The organism is Sphingopyxis sp. RIFCSPHIGHO2_12_FULL_65_19 (assembly GCF_001830555.1).
GTDB lineage: Bacteria > Pseudomonadota > Alphaproteobacteria > Sphingomonadales > Sphingomonadaceae > Sphingopyxis.
The window spans coordinates 143,067-162,994 of the sequence record NZ_MIAM01000016.1; the positions used below are offsets into that span (position 1 = coordinate 143,067).

19 protein-coding genes and 1 tRNA gene are annotated in these 19,928 nt (G+C 64.3%); 13 read left to right on the top strand and 7 right to left on the bottom strand.

Annotation, left to right across the window (positions count from 1 at the left end):
• From gshB to rsmI, 3 genes are all read right to left on the bottom strand, one after another.
• Positions 1-838, bottom strand: an 838-nt coding sequence (gene gshB / locus A3E77_RS05325) for a glutathione synthase (protein ID WP_293643898.1), incomplete at its 3' end; no start/stop codon positions are given.
• A 10-nt stretch (positions 839-848) separates the two neighbouring features.
• Entirely contained in the window at positions 849-1,199 is a 351-nt protein-coding gene (locus A3E77_RS05330) for a YraN family protein (protein ID WP_293643900.1), read from the bottom strand.
• Positions 1,196-2,056, bottom strand: a complete 861-nt coding sequence (gene rsmI / locus A3E77_RS05335) for a 16S rRNA (cytidine(1402)-2'-O)-methyltransferase (RefSeq protein WP_293643902.1) — start codon at positions 2,054-2,056, stop codon at positions 1,196-1,198. Before rsmI ends, A3E77_RS05330 begins: the two co-directional genes overlap by 4 nt.
• Positions 2,057-2,153: 97 nt before the next feature.
• Here rsmI and A3E77_RS05340 point away from each other — a divergent pair, with 97 nt between their 5' ends.
• Positions 2,154-3,269, top strand: coding sequence for a penicillin-binding protein activator (locus A3E77_RS05340; protein ID WP_293643938.1), 1,116 nt, complete (start codon positions 2,154-2,156; stop codon positions 3,267-3,269).
• A 176-nt stretch (positions 3,270-3,445) separates the two neighbouring features.
• Positions 3,446-3,982: a translation initiation factor IF-3 gene (gene infC / locus A3E77_RS05345; RefSeq protein ID WP_192648693.1), complete on the top strand. Its 537-nt coding sequence runs from the start codon at positions 3,446-3,448 to the stop codon at positions 3,980-3,982.
• Between the two features lie 10 nt (positions 3,983-3,992).
• Here infC and A3E77_RS05350 read toward each other — a convergent pair whose 3' ends face one another.
• On the bottom strand, positions 3,993-4,691 hold the full coding sequence (locus A3E77_RS05350; protein WP_293643904.1) for an NRDE family protein: 699 nt from the start codon (positions 4,689-4,691) through the stop codon (positions 3,993-3,995).
• A 215-nt stretch (positions 4,692-4,906) separates the two neighbouring features.
• Between A3E77_RS05350 and A3E77_RS05355 the strand changes: the two genes are divergently transcribed.
• Entirely contained in the window at positions 4,907-5,344 is a 438-nt protein-coding gene (locus A3E77_RS05355; RefSeq protein WP_293643906.1) for a hypothetical protein, read from the top strand.
• Between the two features lie 94 nt (positions 5,345-5,438).
• Here the strand turns inward: A3E77_RS05355 and A3E77_RS05360 are convergent, their stop codons facing one another.
• From A3E77_RS05360 to uvrB, 3 genes are all read right to left on the bottom strand, one after another.
• A complete protein-coding gene (locus A3E77_RS05360) occupies positions 5,439-6,944 on the bottom strand; it encodes a S10 family peptidase (RefSeq protein WP_293643908.1) in 1,506 nt (501 codons plus the stop codon).
• A gap of 96 nt (positions 6,945-7,040) precedes the next feature.
• On the bottom strand, positions 7,041-8,009 hold the full coding sequence (locus A3E77_RS05365; RefSeq protein WP_293643910.1) for a Gfo/Idh/MocA family protein: 969 nt from the start codon (positions 8,007-8,009) through the stop codon (positions 7,041-7,043).
• A 7-nt stretch (positions 8,010-8,016) separates the two neighbouring features.
• Positions 8,017-10,203 carry an excinuclease ABC subunit UvrB gene (gene uvrB / locus A3E77_RS05370; protein WP_293643912.1) on the bottom strand — a complete coding sequence of 729 codons (2,187 nt, stop codon included), beginning with the start codon at positions 10,201-10,203 and terminating at the stop codon, positions 8,017-8,019.
• Between the two features lie 87 nt (positions 10,204-10,290).
• Between uvrB and A3E77_RS05375 the strand changes: the two genes are divergently transcribed.
• From A3E77_RS05375 to A3E77_RS05420, 10 genes are all read left to right on the top strand, one after another.
• Complete coding sequence (locus A3E77_RS05375) at positions 10,291-10,806, top strand: DUF3617 domain-containing protein (protein ID WP_293643914.1); 516 nt, start codon at positions 10,291-10,293, stop codon at positions 10,804-10,806.
• Between the two features lie 532 nt (positions 10,807-11,338).
• Complete coding sequence (locus tag A3E77_RS05380) at positions 11,339-13,102, top strand: tetratricopeptide repeat protein (RefSeq protein WP_293643916.1); 1,764 nt, start codon at positions 11,339-11,341, stop codon at positions 13,100-13,102.
• Positions 13,103-13,194: 92 nt separating this feature from the next.
• Positions 13,195-14,397: a serine hydrolase domain-containing protein gene (locus A3E77_RS05385; protein ID WP_293643918.1), complete on the top strand. Its 1,203-nt coding sequence runs from the start codon at positions 13,195-13,197 to the stop codon at positions 14,395-14,397.
• 46 nt (positions 14,398-14,443) lie between these two features.
• Positions 14,444-14,680: an acyl carrier protein gene (locus tag A3E77_RS05390; RefSeq protein ID WP_003039428.1), complete on the top strand. Its 237-nt coding sequence runs from the start codon at positions 14,444-14,446 to the stop codon at positions 14,678-14,680.
• 184 nt (positions 14,681-14,864) lie between these two features.
• Entirely contained in the window at positions 14,865-16,127 is a 1,263-nt protein-coding gene (fabF, locus tag A3E77_RS05395) for a beta-ketoacyl-ACP synthase II (protein WP_293643920.1), read from the top strand.
• A gap of 127 nt (positions 16,128-16,254) precedes the next feature.
• Complete coding sequence (gene mltG / locus A3E77_RS05400) at positions 16,255-17,196, top strand: endolytic transglycosylase MltG (RefSeq protein ID WP_293643922.1); 942 nt, start codon at positions 16,255-16,257, stop codon at positions 17,194-17,196.
• Positions 17,197-17,201: 5 nt separating this feature from the next.
• Positions 17,202-17,951, top strand: a complete 750-nt coding sequence (locus A3E77_RS05405; protein ID WP_293643924.1) for an alpha/beta fold hydrolase — start codon at positions 17,202-17,204, stop codon at positions 17,949-17,951.
• 231 nt (positions 17,952-18,182) lie between these two features.
• On the top strand, positions 18,183-18,674 hold the full coding sequence (locus tag A3E77_RS05410; RefSeq protein WP_293643940.1) for a 2'-5' RNA ligase family protein: 492 nt from the start codon (positions 18,183-18,185) through the stop codon (positions 18,672-18,674).
• Positions 18,675-18,730: 56 nt separating this feature from the next.
• Positions 18,731-18,807 (top strand) — tRNA-Met (locus tag A3E77_RS05415).
• A gap of 190 nt (positions 18,808-18,997) precedes the next feature.
• Positions 18,998-19,928 (top strand): tyrosine-type recombinase/integrase (locus A3E77_RS05420; RefSeq protein ID WP_293643926.1); only part of this gene is annotated, 931 nt, incomplete at its 3' end.

Consider the following 19,928-nt stretch of genomic DNA (forward strand, 5'->3'; position numbering starts at 1 on the left):
ATTCGCCACCGATCACGTCTATGCCGACGAACACCAATCCCCGTTCGCGAAGCTGCGGCCCGAGGACGTCGCAAATTTCCCGTTCGCGCGGCGTCAGGTCCGCCGCTTCGGCGTAACCGCCGACCGCCAGGTTCGACCGGAACTCGCCTTCGCCCGGCTTGCGGTTGATCGCACCCGCGACCTCGCCATCGACAAGAACGATCCGCTTGTCGCCCTTGGCGACGCTTGGCAGGAACTGCTGGACCATGAAGGGTTCGGGCCACACTTGCCCGAACAGTTCGACCAGTGCGCCCAGATTGCCGCCGTCGGCATCGATGCGGAACACCGCCTTGCCGCCGTTGCCGTGGAGCGGCTTGATTACGACCGCGCCGTGGCGTGCCTGGAAATCCTTCACCGCGTCCAGATCGCGCGTCACCATGGTGGGCGGCATAAATTCGGGAAAATCGAGCACGAATATTTTTTCAGGGGCGTTGCGAACCGAAACGGGGTCGTTGACCACCAGCGTTTCGCGCGCGATCCGCTCGAGCAGCCAGGTGCCGGTTAGATAGCCGAGGTCGAACGGGGGGTCTTGCCGCATCAGCACGACATCGACGTCGCGGCCCAGGTCGAGCACCACCTCGTCGCCGAATTTGTAATGCGCGCCCGTCTCGCGCTGCGCTTCGATGATGCGGTTCGCTTTGGTTGTCAGTCGCCCCGCTTCCCACGTCAGCCCGCGAACATCGTAATGATAAAGCGCGTAGCCGCGGTCGAGCGCCTTCAATATCAAATGGAAGCTGCTGTCGCCCCCGATGTTGATATCGTCCATCGGGTCCATTTGTACCGCGGCGCGCAGGGTCATTCGATTTTCCTTAGGGTTGCCAGACGTGGACCAGATGGCGTGGCAGGCGCCGTGGCGCAAGGAGCATCACGTCGATGCGAATGTCGTCGCGCGGGCCGGCGAAGCGCGAAGCGAGCATTTCGGCCGCCGCGGCAACGCGGCGCAGCCGGTATTGGTCGATCGCCAGGTCAAGGTCGGCGGCACGGTCGCGCCATTTGACCTCGATGAAGGCAACCGTCCGCCCGCGCCGCGCGATCAGATCGACTTCGCCGACGGGCACGCGCAGCCGCTCGCCGACGATGCGCCAGCCGTGCAGGCGCAGCCACCAGGCAGCGCGGCGCTCGGCCCTGCGTCCGCGGGCTTCGGCGGCGGCGCGGTTCAAGCGCCTTCTTTCAGCGTCAGTGCGCGCGCATAAACGTCATGGCGATCGAGGCCGAAGCGTTTGGCGACAGCCTTCGCCGCCTGCGCCACCGGCCGGTCGGCCATCGCGTCGCGCAACGCGCCGTCCAGCGTTGCGTCGTCGGCCTGTTCGGGCACCACGTCGCCCGGTGGGCCGACAATGACGACAATCTCGCCCTTTGGCGGAGCGTCGCCATAGCGCGCAGCGAGGTCGATGAGCGTTCCGGTGACGCATTCCTCGAACATCTTGCTGATCTCGCGCGCGACTGCGGCGTCGCGATTGCCAAGGCCGTCGGCAAGCGCCGTCAGCGCGGCGGCGAGACGCGGCCCGCTTTCGTAGAATATCAGTGTCGCGCGCACGGCCGCGAATTCCGCAATCGTGTCGGCGCGCGCCTTCGCCTTGTTCGGCAGGAAGCCTGCGAACAGGAAACGGTCGCTCGGTAACCCTGACAGGGTAATCGCGGCGATCGCGGCGCAGGGGCCGGGCAGGGTGGTGACATGGCGCCCCGCCGCGCGGGCATCGCGCACGAGCTTGTATCCAGGGTCCGAAATCAGCGGGGTTCCGGCGTCGGACACCAGAACGACAACCTCGTCGGCCATCCTCGTGACCAGCGTCGTGCGGGTGCGTTCGTCGCTGTGATCGTGATAGGGGGTCATCGGCACACGCAAACCCAGATGCGACAGCAATTTCGCCGTGATGCGCGTATCCTCTGCGGCGATCACGTCGGCGGCGGCGATCGTTGCTGCCGCGCGCGCGCTGATATCGCCGAGGTTGCCGATGGGCGTCGCAACGATATAGAGACCGGGCAAGGGAGAATTTGAGATGGTCGAATCTGGCATGACGCCGAAAATGGCAGAAACTGCCCCCCACTACCAGTTCGGCGCGCGTCCGAATGATGCGTCGCCGCGTCGCCGGATTCTGCGCGGGATCGGCGCGATGGCGATGGCGGGACTGCTTGCGGCATGTCAGGTGGTGCCAAAATCGAACGGCCCGGCGACCCCGCCGCCGCCCACCAACCCCGACGACAATGTCGGTCCGGGCCTGCCGACCGATACCGATCGCCACCGCGTCGCCCTGTTGGTGCCCCAGACCGGCCCGAACGCCGACGTCGGCACCGCTATTGCCAATGCTACGACGCTGGCCCTGCTCGATTCGCGCACCGAACGCGTGCGCATCACCACTTATGATACCGCGCTCGGCGCCGCTGCCGCGGCGCGCCAGGCGGTGGCCGACGGCAACAAGCTGATCCTCGGCCCGCTGCTCAGCGAAGATGTCACCGCCGTCGCGCCGGTCGCGCGTGAGGCAAAGGTGCCCGTGCTCAGCTTCTCGAACGACAGCGGCGTCGCGGGCAACGGCGTCTTCATCATGGGCTTCGTGCCCGGGCAGTCGGTCGAGCGCGTCGTCGCTTTTTCGCGCGCCAAGGGGCATCAGCGGTTCGGCGCGCTCGTGCCCAAGAATGTCTACGGCGACCGCTCGGCGGCGGCGTTCCGCGCCGCGGTGGCGGAAGCGGGCGGCACGCTCGTCGCGGTCGAAAGCTATGACCGCAGCGCGACCGCGCTGACCGGCGCGGCGCGGCGGATCGCGAATGCAGGTGCGATGGACGCGGTGCTGATCGCCGACAGCGGCGGCAACGCCATTCGCGCCGTCCCGGTGATCAAGACCACGGGCAACAAGCAGATTCTCGGCACCGAATTGTGGAACACCGACGCGGCGCTTGGCAGCAGCGCGGTCATGCGCGGGGCGTGGTTCGCCAGCGTGTCGGATGGACTTTATAGCCAGCTTGCGGGCAAATATCGCGCCCGCTTCGGCAGGGCGCCGTACCGGCTCGCCAGCCTCGGCTATGATTCGGTGCTGCTCACCGTGCGCATCGCGCGCGACTGGAAACCCGGCACCAATTTCCCCGCAAACCGCTTGCTCGCCGCCGACGGCTTCGGCGGCATCGACGGCATCTTCCGCTTCAACAATCGCGGCATCGCGATGCGCGCGCTCGAGGTCAGCGAAATAGGCGCCGGCGGCTTCCGCGTCGTCGACCCCGCGCCGACCAAATGGTAGTGGCAGACCGGCCACAGTCGGCCCGAAAAGCATTGTGAAGAGCGCGCACCACTCTTTACGACAGCTTCGCGATCACTATATGACCATCACGCGTGTTTTTGCGTCGATGCTGCACGCCCTTTTTAGACGAACGCCTTTGTATTAATGATTCAGGAGATACAGCTATACCACCGCCCATGACCCGTCGCCCCATGGCACCGATGCCGCCGAAAAACGGCCCGCGTTACAATGAATTTATCGCCTCTCCGAAAGTCCGCGTGATCGACGAGGAAGGTGAAAATCTGGGCGTAATGCTGACGGCCGAAGCGATCGAGCAGGCGGCCGAGGTGGGTCTCGACCTGGTGGAAGTCTCTCCGAACGCCGATCCGCCGGTGTGCAAATTCCTGGACGTCGGCAAGTTCAAATATGAGGCGCAGAAAAAGGCCAACCTCGCCCGCAAGAGCCAGAAGACCCAGGAAATCAAAGAGATCAAGATGCGTCCGAACATCGACGATCATGATTTCGACGTGAAGATGAAAAAGGTCTTCGACTTCCTTGGCGAAGGCGACAAGGTCAAGATGACCATGCGTTTCCGCGGCCGCGAGATGAGCCACACCCAGCTTGGCCTCAATGTGCTTCAGCGCGTCGCCGAACTGACGTCGGAAATCGCGAAGGTCGAGGCGCATCCACGTACCGAAGGTCGCCAGATGCTGATGGTGATCGCGCCGAAATAAGCGCGGCGGCTCAGCCGATCCGGAATATGAGGGCGGTCGTTCCAGCGGGGCGGCCGCCCTTTTCGTATCGGCGCTCGATCATCTTCGCGGTGCCCTCCGCCGACACCGCGACGAGCGTCGAGGCGCGCGTGCCATAAACGTCGCCGCGCAGGAACAGCGCCGGGTCGTTTTCGGCCATCAGCGTGTCGAGCAGGTCTTCGGGATCGCTGCCAGCCGCGACCGTCGTTTCGAGCGCAACGCGAAGTCGCTCGGCGCGCGGGCAGGGTGCATCGACGGGTTCGTTGGCAAGCGCATGGACGCCGGGTTCGAGCGGCATGATCAGCGGGACCGGCCGGTTGGTCAGCAACCTTGTCTTGCCGTCGCCCACCGCGAAGAGGTTGAACGCGTTGAAACGCGGCAGGTCGTCGGCCGCGGGATCGGCGAAGCGACCTTCGCCGCGGAGCAGGTCGACGACGAGCGCGCCGCGCGACTCCTTGGCCGGATCGGGCATGGCGCCGCGCACATTGGTAACGACCACCGCGCGGCCGCTGGGGCGATGAACCCCGAGCCATGTTCCGCCTGCTTGAAGGTCGCGTCCCGCGATGATGCCGCTGCCGTCCTCCCATTCGGCGAGCGGCGCGGCGGCGCGCGCGTGAAATTCGTCGCGATTGCCGATGAGGATGAAGGGCCAGTCGGGATGGACTTGATGAGCAAGGGCGACGACGCACATGCCGCGCATATCGGGGCTCGGCACGCGCTTGCCAAGCCTCGCTTGCGCCGGAAATCCATTAGTCCGATTGGTGGTGGGCGGTGATGCAGGCGCGCACCTATTGCGACATGGCTATTTCGACCGCAATATCGCTGTGTTGTGTGACTATATCACCACGTTGATGGCGATGGCAAAGCGTGATAGCTTAAGCTGAGTTTTCTGGAGGGGGAATGACGATGACCGAAGCTGTAAAAACGCCGTGGCATTTATGGGCCGTCGGCATCGTGTCGCTGCTGTGGAACGCTTTTGGCGCGATGGATTATACGATGACCAAAATGGGCAACGCCGAATATCTGGCGGCCTTCACACCCGAACAACAGACCTATTTCGCGAGCTTCCCGGTCTGGGCGAACATTGGTTGGGCGCTCGGGGTATGGGGCGCGTTGCTCGGGTCGCTATTGCTCCTCGTGCGCAGCCGGCATGCTGTTACTGCTTTTCTCCTCTCGCTCGTCGGGCTGGGGATCAGCAGCGTTTATCAGTTCGGCATGCACTATGGTGACCTGATGCGGATGTTCGGTGCCTTTCCGATGATCTTCACGGCGGTGATCTGGGTGATCGCAATCGCCTTGTTCCTCTACGCGCGCGCGCAGGCGGCAACGGGCGTTTTGCGTTAGGCATCTCGGCTTTGGGGTGGGGCTGTCGTCGTCCACCCCAATTCGTTTGATCTGGGATGACGATTAAGGACGTATCCGCAACCCGCCGCGCGCCTCAGCGTGCGCGGATAAACGCGCGAATATCGGCCGACAATTTATGTCGGTCCTCGTCACGAATATACATCATGTGGCCCGCACCATAATAGGTGTAGCTGATCCGATCCTGCGGGATGCCGGTGCGCGACAGTGCATATTCGGCGGCGAAGAAAGGCGTCGCGAAATCATAATATCCCTGCGCCACCAGCACCTTCAGCCCTGAATTTTCGCGCAACGCCTGCCCGATATAGGGCGCGACATTCAGATAGGCGTTGCTGTCGCGGCCGCCGATGCGCCAGTCCCATTGGCCGCCGATGCCACCGATCGACTGATATTCACGGGTTGTCTTGAACCCCAGCCCGTCGCGGCTCCAGCTGTTGATCGCGGCGGTATAGCTTGCGTCGATGCCATAGAAGCTGGGGTCGTTGTCGGGACCTTCGCCTGCGCTGTCATAATCCTTGCCGGTGTAGCGGCTGTCGAGCCGTCCAACCGTCAGGCCGCGGTCGCGAAGCAATTCTTTATAGAAACGTTGCGGCGTGACGCGCAGGTCGGCGCTTTCGAGATAGGTCTCGCTGAGCCCGGTGAAGCGCGCCAGGTCTCGGCGGATCGCGGCGCGTTCCTCGCCCTGCAATTTCTGGCCCTTGAGCAGCGCGGTCGCATAGGGGCCGATCGCCCATTGCCGTGCTTCCTCGGCAAAGGCTTCGGGCGACGCGGCGGTCGCCTTGCCATGGTAAAGCGCGGTCACCGCCATCGAGGGCAGGTTGGTAATCGGCGACAGTTCGTTGCCCGGCGTGTCGGCGCCCGCCGCGAAATCGAGCACGGTTGAAATCAGGATGATGCCGTTGAGCGCGACGTCGTTATACGTCTCGTTCATCAACTGGTTGGCGACGGCGGCCGAACGCGTCGTGCCATAGCTTTCGCCGCCGAGATATTTGGGGCTGTTCCAGCGGCCATTGTCATTGAGCCAGCGGCGGATGACTTCAGCGACCAGCTTCGCGTCCTGCGTGACGCCGTAATAATTCTTGGGGTCGGCCTTGCCGATCAGGTGCGAAAACCCCGTGCCGGGCGGGTCGATGAACACGATATCGGTGACGTCGAGCAGCGCGTCAGGATTATCGACGATCGGGTAGGGCGGGGCGCCATCGTCGACGCCGGTGCCGGGGATCGCGACACGCTTCGGCCCGAACGCCCCCATCATCAGCCAGACCGTGCCCGAGCCGGGGCCGCCATTGAACAGGAAGGTGACAGGGCGGGCGGGGTCGCGCGGTTCTTTGACATAAGATGTCGTGACGACCGCAACTTCGGGGACGCCATCCTTGTTTTTGATGATCGTCTCGCCGATCGTCGCGGCATAGTTGATCCGCTGGCCGCCGAAGGTGCCCGACAGCCTCGTCGTGCGAACCTGCGGTTCGTAATCGGCGGGCTTTTCGGCCGTCGCCTTGTCATCGGCCTTGTCCTGCGCGTGGAGCGCGGCGGGCGCGGCGACGGCTAGCGCCAGCGCGATAAGCGACAGACCCGATTTCATATCATTCTCCCCGGTTGCACGGCGACCCTATGCAGCGGGGGCAGGGGCGGCAAGGTTGCTTGTCGGTTACAGCCGGACTTTCGTCGAAGCGGGGGGTCACCGTCGGGACAGGATCTTTTCCATCACCCAGGCGGTGTGTGCCGCGCTTTCGCCGGTAGAGGGGTGCGGCCGCCGCTCCATAAGGTGATCGCGCATCGCCTCGACATGGAAATGTTGAATCGTCGGCGGATGGGCGATGACCACCTCGGCACGGCCGTCGCCTTGCGCAAGCTCAAAGGGCTGTTCGTCGAACACCGAAAAAGTGATGCGGCCGGCACTGCCGGTGATTTCGACCCTGTCCTGCCGGTCGGCGGCGCCGAAGTTCCAGTTTCCAGATCCGGTAACCCCGCCCTTGTGCAGCCAGCATCCCGTCACCGCGTCGGCCGCGCTGTAACGACCCTGCTGGTTGACCGCAAAACCCGCAACGTCGGCTACATCGCCGAACAGCCAGCAGAAAAAGTCGAGGCCGTGGCTCGCGAGGTCGTCGAAATAACCGCCCGGCGCAACTGCCGCATCGACGCGCCAGTTGGCGTCGGACAGGTCGGCGGCGCTTGCGGGCTTGGTCAGCGTCCAATGGACATGGCGAACGGTTCCGATCGCCCCGTCGTCGAGCCAGGATTTAACCTTCTGGAACCGCGGCAGCGAACGGCGATAATATGCGACGAACAGCGGTAGTCCCTGATCAGCAAAGGCATCGCGAATACGCACGCACGCCGAATAGTCGGGCGCCATGGGTTTTTCGATACAGCAGGGTTTGCCCGCACGCGCGACCGCGGTCGCATAGGTTTCGTGGCTGTCGGGCGGCGTTGCTATATAGACAGCGTCGATCTCGGCATCGTGGATCAGCGCCTCGGCGTTGGCGAAAACGCGCGGGACGTGGTGGCGCGCGGCATAATCTTCGGCTTTCGCCAGCGTCCGGTTAAAAACGCCATGCAGCGCAAAGCCTTCGACCTGTTGATAGGCGGGGCCGCTTTTGCGTTCGGTGACGTCGCCGCAACCGATCATGCCCCATCGGATCAGGGTCATCGCGTCGTCACCGCCCCCACTTGGTCTTGCTCTGCTTGCCGAAGCGCCCCTTGCGCGTGCCGGGTTTGCCTTCGTTCGAGCGGCCGACGCGCGGCGCGACCTGCTGATCGGCGGGCAGCCCCAGTTCGTCGGCCTCCAGCTTGCGGATTTCGTCGCGCAGGCGGCCGGCTTCCTCGAACTCCAGGTCTGCCGCGGCGTCGCGCATCTTCTTTTCGAGGTCCTGAATATAGGCGCGCAAATTGTGTCCGACCATGTGCGCGGGCTTGTCGTCGCCGATGTCGATCGTCACCTGATCCTTCGATGCGACGTGCGCGATGATGTCGCCAATGTTGCGCTTGATCGTCGTCGGCGTGATGCCGTGGGCTTCGTTATACGCCTTCTGCTTTTCGCGGCGGCGGTCGGTTTCGCGCATCGCGCGTTCCATGCTGCCGGTGATGCGGTCGGCGTAGAGGATGACGCGGCCGTCGACGTTGCGCGCGGCGCGGCCGATCGTCTGGACCAGGCTCGTTTCGCTGCGCAGGAAACCTTCCTTGTCGGCGTCGAGGATCGCAACCAGCCCGCATTCGGGGATGTCGAGCCCCTCGCGCAGCAGGTTGATGCCGATCAGCACGTCGAACACGCCGAGCCTGAGGTCGCGGATGATCTCGATGCGCTCCAGCGTCTCGACGTCGGAATGCATGTAGCGGACCTTCAGTCCCGCTTCGTGGAGGAACTCGGTCAGATCCTCGGCCATCCGCTTGGTCAGCGTGGTGACGAGCGTGCGATAGCCCGCCGCGGCGGTCTTCTTCGCCTCGACGATCAGGTCGTCGACCTGCTCCTCGACCGGCTTGATTTCGACCGGCGGGTCGATCAGGCCGGTGGGGCGGATCACCTGTTCGGCAAACACACCCTGCGTGCGGTCCATTTCCCACGTTCCCGGCGTCGCCGACACGCTGACCGTCTGCGGCCGCATCATGTCCCATTCGGCAAAGCGCAGCGGCCGGTTGTCGATGCAGCTCGGCAGGCGAAAGCCATATTCGGCGAGGGTGATCTTGCGGCGATGATCGCCCTTTGACATGGCGCCGATCTGCGGGATCGTCTGGTGGCTTTCGTCGACGAACAGCAAAGCGTTGTCGGGCAGATACTCGAACAGCGTTGGCGGCGGCTCGCCGGGCAGGCGGCCGGTCAGGAAGCGGCTGTAATTCTCGATCCCTGCGCAGCTTCCCGTTGCGGCGATCATTTCGAGGTCGAAATTGGTGCGCTGTTCGAGCCGCTGGGCTTCGAGCAACCGGCCTTCGGCCTCCAGTTCCTTGAGGCGTTCGGAAAGCTCGTGGCGGATCGCCTCGCTCGCCTGCTTCAGCGTCGGACCCGGCGTGACATAGTGGCTGTTCGCAAAAACGCGGACATAATTGAGGTTCGCGATCTTCTTGCCGGTCAGCGGGTCGAACTCGGTGATCTCCTCAATCTCGTCGCCGAAAAAGCTGACGCGCCACGCCATATCTTCATAGTGCGAGGGAAAGATTTCCAGAGAGTCCCCGCGAACACGGAAATTGCCGCGCGCGAACGCCTGGTCGTTGCGCTTGTACTGGAGCGCGACGAGCTTGCGGATGATCTCGCGATTGTCGGCGACCTGGCCTTTTTTGAGGTCGAAAATCATCGCCGAGTAAGTCTCGACCGATCCGATGCCATAGAGACATGACACGGACGCCACGATGATCACGTCATCGCGTTCGAGCAAAGCGCGCGTCGCCGAGTGGCGCATCCGGTCGATCGCCTCGTTTACGCTGCTTTCCTTCTCGATATAGGTGTCCGACCGCGGCACATAGGCCTCGGGCTGGTAATAGTCGTAATAGCTGACGAAATATTCGACCGCATTGTTCGGAAAGAAGCTCTTGAACTCGCCATAAAGCTGCGCCGCGAGGATCTTGTTCGGGGCGAGGATCAGCGCGGGGCGCTGCAATTCGTCGATCACCTTCGCCATGGTGAAGGTCTTGCCCGACCCGGTGACGCCCAGCAGCACCTGGTCGCGCTCGCCGGCGAGCGCGGTATCGACCAGTTCCTTGATTGCGGTCGGCTGGTCGCCCGCCGGTTCATAATCGCTAACCAATTCAAATCGCTTGCCGCCTTCGACCTTGTCGGGGCGCGCCGGGCGATGCGGGACATAGCCCTCTGCGGTATCGATTTCATCGAGCGAGGTGCGAATCTGGATTGCCATCGCTGCCAATATGGTATCGATGGGGCGGGTCCACAATCGCAATGAACAGAACAACGCCCCCTAACGGATCATCACAGGAGACAGGGTATGAAGAAATTTCTGACGGTGGCCGCCATCGGCGCCCTCATCGCGGTGTCGGGCTGCGGCAAGACCGACAATACCGCCGGCGGTCCGGTGAAGCGCGAGGCTGGCAACTGGAAAACCGACGTCAAGCTGGTGAAGTTTGAAGTCCCCGGCATGCCGCCCGAAATGAAGGACGGCATGGCGAAGATGGTGGAAGGCGCCAGCGGCATGGACCAGTGCTTCACGCAGGAACAGGTCGACAAGGAAGACATCGCGGCCGAACTCGCCAAGGGGCCGGGCAATGGCGGTGAATGCACCTGGTCGAAAAAGGACATCGCGGGCGGCAAGATCGACATCGCCGGCACCTGCCAGGCGAACGGCCAGACCGTCGACATGGCGATGACCGGAACGATGGAGGCCAAAAAGAGCGACGTCACCATCACCACCAAGGGCAAGGTTCCGACGGGCGGCGATATGGAAATGGTCATGCAGATGACCCAGACGCACACCGGCCCGTGCAAGGCGCCGGCGGCGACCTGACCTCTCACGCTTTTTTGAAACGACTGATCGGGGGCGTCGGCGAAAACCGGCGCCCCTTTTCGTTGCGGGACGAAACAAGAGGCGGCGAGGCGCCGCCGCGCCTCAGCGAATGGTTGGGATCGGAAGGTTGAGCGAGGCGGGATCGACTTGCCGGGCGGCGAACAGGTGGGGCTGTCGAGCCACCCGGCGAAGTCTAAAAATGAAGCCTGAGGGGGATCGAAAAGCGCCAGGGACCAGCTCGCACCTTTCGCCTTTCGGCTTCACGCCGCGTCATCGTAGGAATGCCGCGACGGTTTGAGAATGACACAATTTCGGCGGCTTGGCAGTTACAAGGGGTCACACGGCGCCATGTTGCCGTTTGATAACCAATCATTAACCTGCTTTCGCGCATTTCCTTGCAGATTGGCGAGGCGCCGATCTTCTGATATGGCTTGCGTCAGCCTTGTTACCGTTACGTGGAAGTAACAATGGGTGGCCGCGCTGGCTGATTGGCGTATCTACCGCTCCGCCCGTCGGGGCTTTTGAGGGTAGCATGGACCACGCGAAAGCGAATGAGACACAAGATCCCGGCGAGACGAACCGGATCATCGCGGAAGAACTCGAGCGTTTGCTCGATTCCCCGATGTTCACGCGCTCGCCCGTGCTGTCGCGTCTGCTGCAATTCCTTGTCGAACATCGTTTGCGCGGCGGGCGCAGCTCGCCCAAGGCCTATGCGATTGCGACCGAGGCGCTAGGCCGCAGCGAGGATTTCGATCCGGCCGTCGACAGCTATCCGCGCGTCATGGTGGGGCGTCTGCGCAGCTTGCTCGACCGCTATTATGCCGACACGCCGTGGGTCCACCGCCTGCGCGTTCCGCAGGGCAGCTATGAAGTCGTCGTCCAATATCGCACCGCCCCGCCGTCGGCGCGATCGGCCGACGAGCCGCTGGCGGCAGATGACGTCAAAGCGGCACCGATGGGCGCGGCATCGGGGCAACCGCCCGCGCCCGTCGGTGCCCACCGGCGCGCTGGCGGCGGACCGCGGTTCGGACGCTGGGTCGTCGTCCTCGTCCTTCTGGCGCTGGCGCTCCTGACGCTGTGGATGCTGCGCGGCGGTCCCGATCGGCTATTCGTGGGCGATCCGGTTCCCGTCCCCCTGCTCGAAATCAGCGCGCCGGCCGCGGGCAACCTCCCCGAATCGCGCGCACTGGCGCGGGCGCTCGACAGCAAGCTTCGCGACGGACTCCGGCGCTTCGATCTCGTCGACCTGCTCAGCGCGAAGGCCCCTGGCAGCACCGCATCCAGAAGCGGCGATTATCGCCTCGACACCTCGCTGGTGCGCACGACCGAAGGATATGCCGACGTCACCCTCGTACTCAACCGGGTCGCCGACCAGCGCACGATCTGGTCGCAGCAACTGCGCCTCTCGCATGACGAAACCCCCGAATTTAGCGCGATCGAGCCGTTGATTGCGCGGATCGCGGGCGATTATGGCATAATCGTGCGCGATCAGGTCCAGCGTCAGCCCGACAATTTTTCGCCGGGCTTTCCCTGTTTTGCGCAGTTCAACCGGATGCGCCAGATGCGCAACATCGTGACATCGAAACAGATTGACGCGTGCCTCCGCGCGACGCTCAAGGCCAATCCGCACGATCCCGTTGCGCTGACTGCGCTGTCGCTGGTCCGCTATGGCGACTGGCAGCCGCAGCGAATGGCCCCTGCGGGACGCGAAGCCCTGGTCGAGGCGCGTGCACTGGCACTGCGCTCCTATGAAAGCAGTCCCAATTCGTCGACCGGGCTGTTCGCCATGGCGCGGGCGAATTTCTATTCGGGAAATTGCGCCGGCGGCAATGCGATGGGCGACGCGGCGATCGGGCTGAACCCTTATGACGCCGACATGGCGGGCTTCCTCGGCCTGTTCAAGCTGACCTGCGGAGAGGCGGAGGCAGGCGAGATACTGGTTCGTCGGTCGCTGCAACTCGACCCTTCATTTCCCGGCGTTCCCGCGGTCACGCTCGCCTTCATCCTGTCGCAACGCGGCGAACAGGCGGAGGCGCGTCAGATTCTCGACCAGATGCCGTCGCCCAGCAACATGGAGCCGCAATATATGATGGTGCGCGCGATCGTGCTGGCGCGGCAGGGCGACGTGGCGGCCGGGCGCGCGCAATGGCAAAACCTGCTGGCCTATACGCGCCAACCCGCCGACGCGGCGCCCGAACATGTGCTGGCGCGGTTCATGATCACGCCGGTGGTCATCCAGCGTGCGTCGGCCGCGTTGCGCGAATCGGGGGTCGTCCCGGCCAAGGCAGCGCGCTGACGGCGGAGGCGCGGCAGCGTCTGCGCCCCGGCGGCGCACGGCCCATCATCGCCGCGTCTTGACGCCGCGGGGGGCGGTGCGCAGGATGCGCCATGCTTACCCTCCTTTCCGCGCTGGCGCTGGCCGCCGCACCGCCACCGCCTGCCGCCGTGGCGGTGCATTTCGACCACGAAGGCCGAACCGAAACGCGCGTCGCGCAGGGGTTCGCCGACGCCGCCGCCACCCGCCCGCTGGGGCCCGACGATCCGGTGCGCATCGCGTCGATCTCGAAACTGGTGGTGGCGCTGGGGGTGCTTCGGCTGGTGGAGGCCGGGCGGCTCGATCTCGACCGCGATGTGTCGGCCTATCTCGGCTGGCGGCTGCGCCATCCCGGCTTTCCCGATCGCCCGATCACGCTTGCACATCTGCTCGGCCACCGCGCGGGTCTGGCAGACGAAATCGACTATGCGCTGCCGCTCGGTGAGGACCTCGAAGCCGCGCTCCGCAACCCCGCGGCATGGGACGCCGCGCGCGCGCCGGCGGGAGATTTCGCCTATGCCAATCTGAACTATCCGGTCGTCGCGGCGGCGATCGAGGGCGCGACCGGCGAGCGGTTCGATATCGCGATGACGCGGCTGGTGATGCGGCCGCTCGGGATCGACGCCTGTTTCAACTGGCCGATGTGCAGCGACGCCGCAGTTGCGCGGGCCGTCACGCTTCGCGGCGCCGACGGCGCGGTGCTGCGCGACGACCTCCAGGGCGTCCGTCCCCCATGCCCCGTCGTCCCCGCCGCCGACGGCAGCTGCGACCTCGCGCGCTATCGCCTGGCGCGGCACGGCGCAGGGTTCAGCCCGCAAGGGGGGCTGCGGATATCGGCCAACGACCTTGCGCGCATCGGCGTCATGCTGCTGCGTCGCGGCGACGGATTCCTGAGGGCGGACAGCCTGGCGCGGCTCGAAGCAATGGGTCCCGTTCGTCCGACCAGCGGCGAGGGGACGGGCGGTTTCTTCTGCGAATATGGCGCGGCGATGCACAGCACCGGGGGGGCGGCGCTGGCCGATCCGGGATGCCGCGACGACCTGTTCGGCGACGGCCGCCTGCGCCTCGGCCATTCGGGCGATGCCTATGGATTACGGTCGGGGCTTTGGCTCGACCTTGAACGCGGCGATGGCATTGCCTATTTCGTCACCCAGGTGCCGGAGGGGCAGAAGGGAACACGGTCGGCATACAGCGCTGCGGAAGAGGGATTGGTCGACGCAGCACTTCGCCGCACGACCGAAACCAGCCCTCTTGCCAGCCCCGTCCACGGGCACTAGGGCAATTTTCAACATTCACGACATAGTCAGAAAAAAGGAACTGTGCATGAGCGATTCGGCCGAAAAGGTTAAAAAGATCGTCGTCGAACATCTGGGCGTCGAAGCGGACAAGGTGACCGAAGAAGCAAGCTTCATCGATGATCTGGGCGCCGACAGCCTCGACATCGTCGAACTGGTGATGGCGTTTGAAGAAGAATTCGGCGTCGAAATCCCCGACGATGCGGCGGAAAAGATCGCCACCGTCAAGGATGCGATCGACTATATCGAAGCGAACAAGGGCTAAAGCTCTGCGATCCGGCCTGGCCGGATGCGGCGGCGACGCCGTCCACGCATTTCCGGCTCCCCGGTCTCGAGCGCTTGCGCGCAGTGGCCGGGGAGCTTTTTTTATGCGTGCGGCTCCTCTAGAAGCGCGCCGAAGATAATGATGCGGGTTCCTGCGGGGGCAGGGGCCGATGAAAGGAATGACTATGCGCCGGGTTGTGGTGACGGGTTTGGGTTTGGTGACGCCGCTGGGCGCCGATGTGGAAACCACATGGGCCAATCTGATCGCGGGCAAATCGGGCGCCGGCACGATCACCCATTTCGACGCGTCGGACCAGAAATGCACGATCGCGTGCGAGGTGAAGGGCCCCGACCATGAATATGGTTTCGATCCCGGCAAGCGCGTCGATCACAAGGTCCAGCGCCAGGTCGATCCCTTCATCATTTTCGGCATCGACGCCGCGGGCCAGGCGCTCGAAGACGCCGGCCTCACCGAACTCACCGAAGAACAGAAGGTCCGCGCGGGCTGTTCGATCGGGTCGGGCATCGGCGGCCTGCCGGGCATCGAAAGCGAAAGCCTGCTGCTCGCCGAAAAGGGTCCGGGCCGCGTCAGCCCGCACTTCGTCCATGGCCGCCTGATCAACCTGATCTCGGGCCAGGTCAGCATCAAATATGGCCTGAAGGGTCCCAACCACGCGGTCGTCACCGCCTGTTCGACCGGCGCGCACTCGATCGGCGACGCGGCGCGAATGATCCGCGACGACGATGCCGACATCATGCTCGCGGGCGGCGCCGAGGCGACGATCTGCCCGATCGGCATCGCAGGCTTCGCGCAGGCACGCGCGCTCAACATGAGCTATAACGACCGCCCCGAACAGGCGAGCCGCCCCTATGACAAGGACCGCGACGGTTTCGTGATGGGCGAAGGCGCGGGCGTCGTCGTGCTCGAGGAATATGAACATGCCAAGGCGCGCGGCGCCAAGATCTACGCCGAAGTCGTCGGTTACGGCCTGTCGGGCGATGCCTATCACGTCACTGCGCCCGATCCCGAAATGGACGGGGCCTTCCGCTCGATGCAGGCGGCGCTCAAGAAGGCGGGCATGACTCCCGCCGACATCGATTATATCAACGCGCACGGCACCTCGACCATGGCCGACACGATCGAACTCGGCGCGGTGAAGCGGCTGTTCGGCGACGCGATGGGCAATGTCTCGATGAGCTCGACCAAGTCGGCGATCGGTCACCTGCTCGGCGGCGCGGGCGCGGTCGAAACCATCTTCTGCATCCTCGCGATCCGCGACCAGATCGTGCCCCCGACGCTGAACCTCGACAATCCCGACGAGGGGACCGAGGGCGCCGACCTTGTCCCCAAGGTCGCGAAAAAGCGCAAGGTGCGCGCCGCGCTTAACAACAGCTTCGGCTTCGGCGGCACCAACGCCAGCCTCATCGTCAAGGCGGTCGAGGACTGACGCTCGGCTGCCCGCCAACTTCCGTTCGCCCTGAGCTTGTCGAAGGGTCGTCCTTCTCTTCTCCGACGTGGAAAGAAAGAACAGTGCTTCGACAAGCTCAGCACAAACGGATTGGGATGACAGCTCCATGACCATCGGGCGCCTCCTGCTGGCTACTTTGCTCGCTCTCCTCCTCGCCGCTTGCTCGGCCGGCGCGCCGAAGGATGCCGAGGTCGTGATCCCGCAGGGAGCGAGCATCGCGAAGGCGGGCGAGATTCTCGAGGACGCCGGGCTCGTCTCGGCGTCGAGCTTCCGCAATCAGGCGCGTTTCTTCGGATCGGACGATCCGATCAAGCCCGGCGAATATAAGATCGAGAAGGGGATGGACGCGGGCGACATCCTTGCGCTGTTCCAGTCGGGCAAGACAATCCAGCGCCTTGTGATGGTTCCAGAAGGGATGCCGTCGATCATGGTGTGGGAACGGCTGATGGCCGAAAAGCGGCTCAAGGGTGAAATCCCGGTTCCCGCGGAGGGCAGCATCCTGCCCGACAGCTATGCCTTTACCACCGGCGAGAGCCGCGCCGCCGTCGTGGGCCGGATGCAGGCAGCGATGGACAAAGCGTTCGCCGAACTCTGGGCGAAACGCACGCCGCGCACCGCGGTCAAGGATCGCAATCAGGCCATCACGCTCGCCTCGATCGTCGAAAAGGAAACCGCGGTCGCGGCGGAGCGCCGGACCGTCGCGGGCGTCTATACCAACCGTCTCGGCGTCGGTATGCGGCTCCAGGCCGATCCGACGATCATCTATCCGATCACCAAGGGCAAGCCGCTCGGCCGCCGGATTCTGCGGTCCGAAATCCAGGCGGTGAACGGATATAATACTTATTCGATGGCCGGACTGCCCAAGGGGCCGATCGCCAATCCGGGCAAGGCGTCGATCGCTGCGGTGCTCGACCCCGAAGCGAACGACTATCTCTTCTTCGTCGCCAAGGGCGATGGCGGGCATATCTTCGCGCGCACGCTCGCCGAACATAATGCCAATGTGCAGAAATGGTATGCGCTCCGCCGCGAGCGTGGGGAGATGGAGTAGCGATAATGACCGCGAAACTCTTCATCCACGGCGTTCCCGACAGTCCGGCGATCTGGCGACCCTTGCTCGCCGCGCTCGATCTGGGCGACACGCCGGTCGCCGTCCCCGCATTGCCGGGGTTCACCGGCCCGCTTCCCGCCGGTTTTTCCGCGACCAAGGAAGCCTATGCCGACTGGGCGGTGGAACAGGCGGAGGCGCTGTTTGCGGTGCATGGCGCGATCGACATCGTCGGACACGACTGGGGCGCGCTGATTGCCCAGCGGGTTGCGATGCTGCGCCCCGACCTGTTGCGCAGTTGGGCGATTTCCAATGCGGTCATCGACCCCGATTATCGTGGGCACCGTCTTGCGCGCATCTGGAACACGCCGATCCTCGGCGAAATTTTCATGGCGCTCAGCAAACCCGCGAAACTGGCCGAAGGTCTGGCGGCGCAGGGAATGCCAGCCGACATCGCCGCCGAAGAAGCGGCGCAATGGGCGAACAGGGACAAGCGCCGCGCGATCCTGAAACTCTACCGCTCGGCAAAGGGTTTGAGCTTTGCGCATGACTGGGCGCTGGACATTCCCCGACTGCCCGCGAACGGCACATTGATATGGGGCGCGGGCGACCCCTATGTTGCGCTGTCGGTGGCACAGCGCTTCGCGGCGAACACCGGTATGCCGCTCGCGGTGATCGGCGGGGCAGGGCATTGGGCGATTGCCGAACGCCCGACCGACGTCGCCGCGGCGCTCCATGATTTCTGGAACGGCCTGTAAACAAGCCGCTTTTGAGTGTGATCGCCGCACTCGATCATTCTAAGCCGGTTAATCGATTGGATCGCACGGCGGATTTCGATCATTGGCGCGGCCATCGAGGAAGGGCGTCCCATGGGCGATGACAAGATTCCCCCGAAATTGTCAGGCTCATCCCTTCGCGAAATTGGCGGCCCGGTTATCCCCCCTCCCTTCCGGGCCGCTGGCGCCGCGCCCATCATCGTCACCGCGACGATGGGTGCGGCGGACCAGCGGGTTTTCGACCGGCTGCGCGCGGCGCATTTCCCGCCCGAACGCAACCATCTGGCGGCGCATATCACCTTGTTTCACCAGCTGCCGCCGTCGTGCCACGATGAACTCGACCGGCTGATCCGCCGGATCGCCGCCGACACGCCGCCGCCCGCGGCGCATTTGCGCGAAGTCTATTCGCTCGGCGGCGGCGTCGCCTTTCGTATCGACAGTCCCGACCTGCTTGGCGTCCGCGCGCGCATCGCCGATCACTTCATCGGCGCGCTGACCGCTCAGGACCGGGGCGTTCCCCGGCTGCACATCACCGTGCAGAACAAGGTCGACGCGGCCGCGGCGCGCGCGCTGCGCGACGCGCTTGCCGCTGACTTCCGCCCGCGCCCTCTGGCAATTACCGGCCTCGCCGCGCATCGCTATCTCGGCGGACCGTGGCAGTCGGCCTTTGAACGCAATTTTCGCGGGGTGCACACATCATATTGACCCGCCGCAACGCTCTGCCTATAGGCGCGGCTCGCCCGATGCGGCGACCCTTTTGGGGCGGAGTAGCTCAGCCGGTTAGAGCAGCGGAATCATAATCCGCGTGTCGGGGGTTCGAGTCCCTCCTCCGCTACCAACCCGGATTGTCCACCAGTGACCCACTGAGGCCACTGGCAGACATTTTTCGAGGAAAATCAAATATTTTTCGCGTCCCGTTGCGTACGCCGGCGTCCCGGTGCGACCGGCTGCGGCCACCCACGGCGATTTGGATTGGGGGTATTTTGGGGGTATTTTTCGGCTGTCCCCAAAACAGGCGATACCCCCAGATGGCTTTGAAAGAACTTGAGGTCAAATACGCCACCAAGCGGCAGCGCCCCTACAAGCTGTCCGATGGAGAAGGCCTGCACCTGCTCGTCCAGCCGAACGGATCGAAGCTCTGGCGCCTGAAATACCGCTTCGACGGCAAGGAAAAACTGCTGAGCTTCGGCAAATATCCGACCGTCACGCTGGCGATCGCCCGCGAGAAGCGGACCGAAGCCAAGCGGCTGCTCGATCAGGGTGAGGACCCCGCCGAGGCCAGGAAGCGGGCGAAGAAGCAGAGGGCCGCGCTCAAGCTGTTCGAAGAGATTGCGCGGGCCTGGCACGCCAATCGTATTGAAGGGCTGGACTCGGCCCATGCCCTGCGCGTCATCAACCGGATGGAGCGCGACGTCTTTCCGGTCATCGGGAAGCGTCCGATCACGGAAATCGACCCGCCCGAGATTCTCGAGATGATCCGCGCGGTCGAAGCGCGCGGCGCCCTCGATATCGCCCGTCGCCTCAAGCAGAACGTCAGCCAGATCTATCGCTTCGCGATCGCGAGCGGCTGGGCGACCATCGATCCGACGCTCGGCCTCAACGATGCGCTCAAGCCCAAGCCGCCCGTCAGGCACATGGCGCGCGTGCCGCTCGCGGAGTTTCCGAAGCTGGTGCGGGCGATCTTCGCCTATGACGGCGAGGACACGCCGCGCCGCCGCGAGATCACCCGTGACGCGCTGCTGTTCACCTTGCTCACATGGGTCCGAACCAGCGAAACCCGCTTCGCGGCCAGGGACGAGTTCGAGGATCTCTATGGACCGAACCCGCTATGGCGTCTGTCGCCGGAGCGCATGAAGATGGAACGTGAGCATCTTGTTCCGCTGTCCCGCCAGGCCGCAATGATCGTTCAGCGCCGCTTGCAGGCGACGAACGATGCGTTCCTCTTTCCCGGAGCCAAGC

Bases quoted from the DNA above. Each gene is read 5' to 3' on its own strand.
- rsmI (WP_293643902.1), bottom strand. From the start codon at position 2,056: ATGCCAGATTCGACCATCTCAAATTCTCCCTTGCCCGGTCTCTATATC.
- A3E77_RS05340 (WP_293643938.1), top strand. From the start codon at position 2,154: ATGGCGATGGCGGGACTGCTTGCGGCATGTCAGGTGGTGCCAAAATCG.
- infC (WP_192648693.1), top strand. From the start codon at position 3,446: ATGACCCGTCGCCCCATGGCACCGATGCCGCCGAAAAACGGCCCGCGT.
- A3E77_RS05350 (WP_293643904.1), bottom strand. From the start codon at position 4,691: ATGTGCGTCGTCGCCCTTGCTCATCAAGTCCATCCCGACTGGCCCTTC.
- A3E77_RS05355 (WP_293643906.1), top strand. From the start codon at position 4,907: ATGACCGAAGCTGTAAAAACGCCGTGGCATTTATGGGCCGTCGGCATC.
- A3E77_RS05360 (WP_293643908.1), bottom strand. From the start codon at position 6,944: ATGAAATCGGGTCTGTCGCTTATCGCGCTGGCGCTAGCCGTCGCCGCG.
- A3E77_RS05365 (WP_293643910.1), bottom strand. From the start codon at position 8,009: ATGACCCTGATCCGATGGGGCATGATCGGTTGCGGCGACGTCACCGAA.
- uvrB (WP_293643912.1), bottom strand. From the start codon at position 10,203: ATGGCAATCCAGATTCGCACCTCGCTCGATGAAATCGATACCGCAGAG.
- A3E77_RS05375 (WP_293643914.1), top strand. From the start codon at position 10,291: ATGAAGAAATTTCTGACGGTGGCCGCCATCGGCGCCCTCATCGCGGTG.
- A3E77_RS05380 (WP_293643916.1), top strand. From the start codon at position 11,339: ATGGACCACGCGAAAGCGAATGAGACACAAGATCCCGGCGAGACGAAC.
- A3E77_RS05385 (WP_293643918.1), top strand. From the start codon at position 13,195: ATGCTTACCCTCCTTTCCGCGCTGGCGCTGGCCGCCGCACCGCCACCG.
- A3E77_RS05390 (WP_003039428.1), top strand. From the start codon at position 14,444: ATGAGCGATTCGGCCGAAAAGGTTAAAAAGATCGTCGTCGAACATCTG.
- fabF (WP_293643920.1), top strand. From the start codon at position 14,865: ATGCGCCGGGTTGTGGTGACGGGTTTGGGTTTGGTGACGCCGCTGGGC.
- mltG (WP_293643922.1), top strand. From the start codon at position 16,255: ATGACCATCGGGCGCCTCCTGCTGGCTACTTTGCTCGCTCTCCTCCTC.
- A3E77_RS05405 (WP_293643924.1), top strand. From the start codon at position 17,202: ATGACCGCGAAACTCTTCATCCACGGCGTTCCCGACAGTCCGGCGATC.
- A3E77_RS05410 (WP_293643940.1), top strand. From the start codon at position 18,183: ATGGGTGCGGCGGACCAGCGGGTTTTCGACCGGCTGCGCGCGGCGCAT.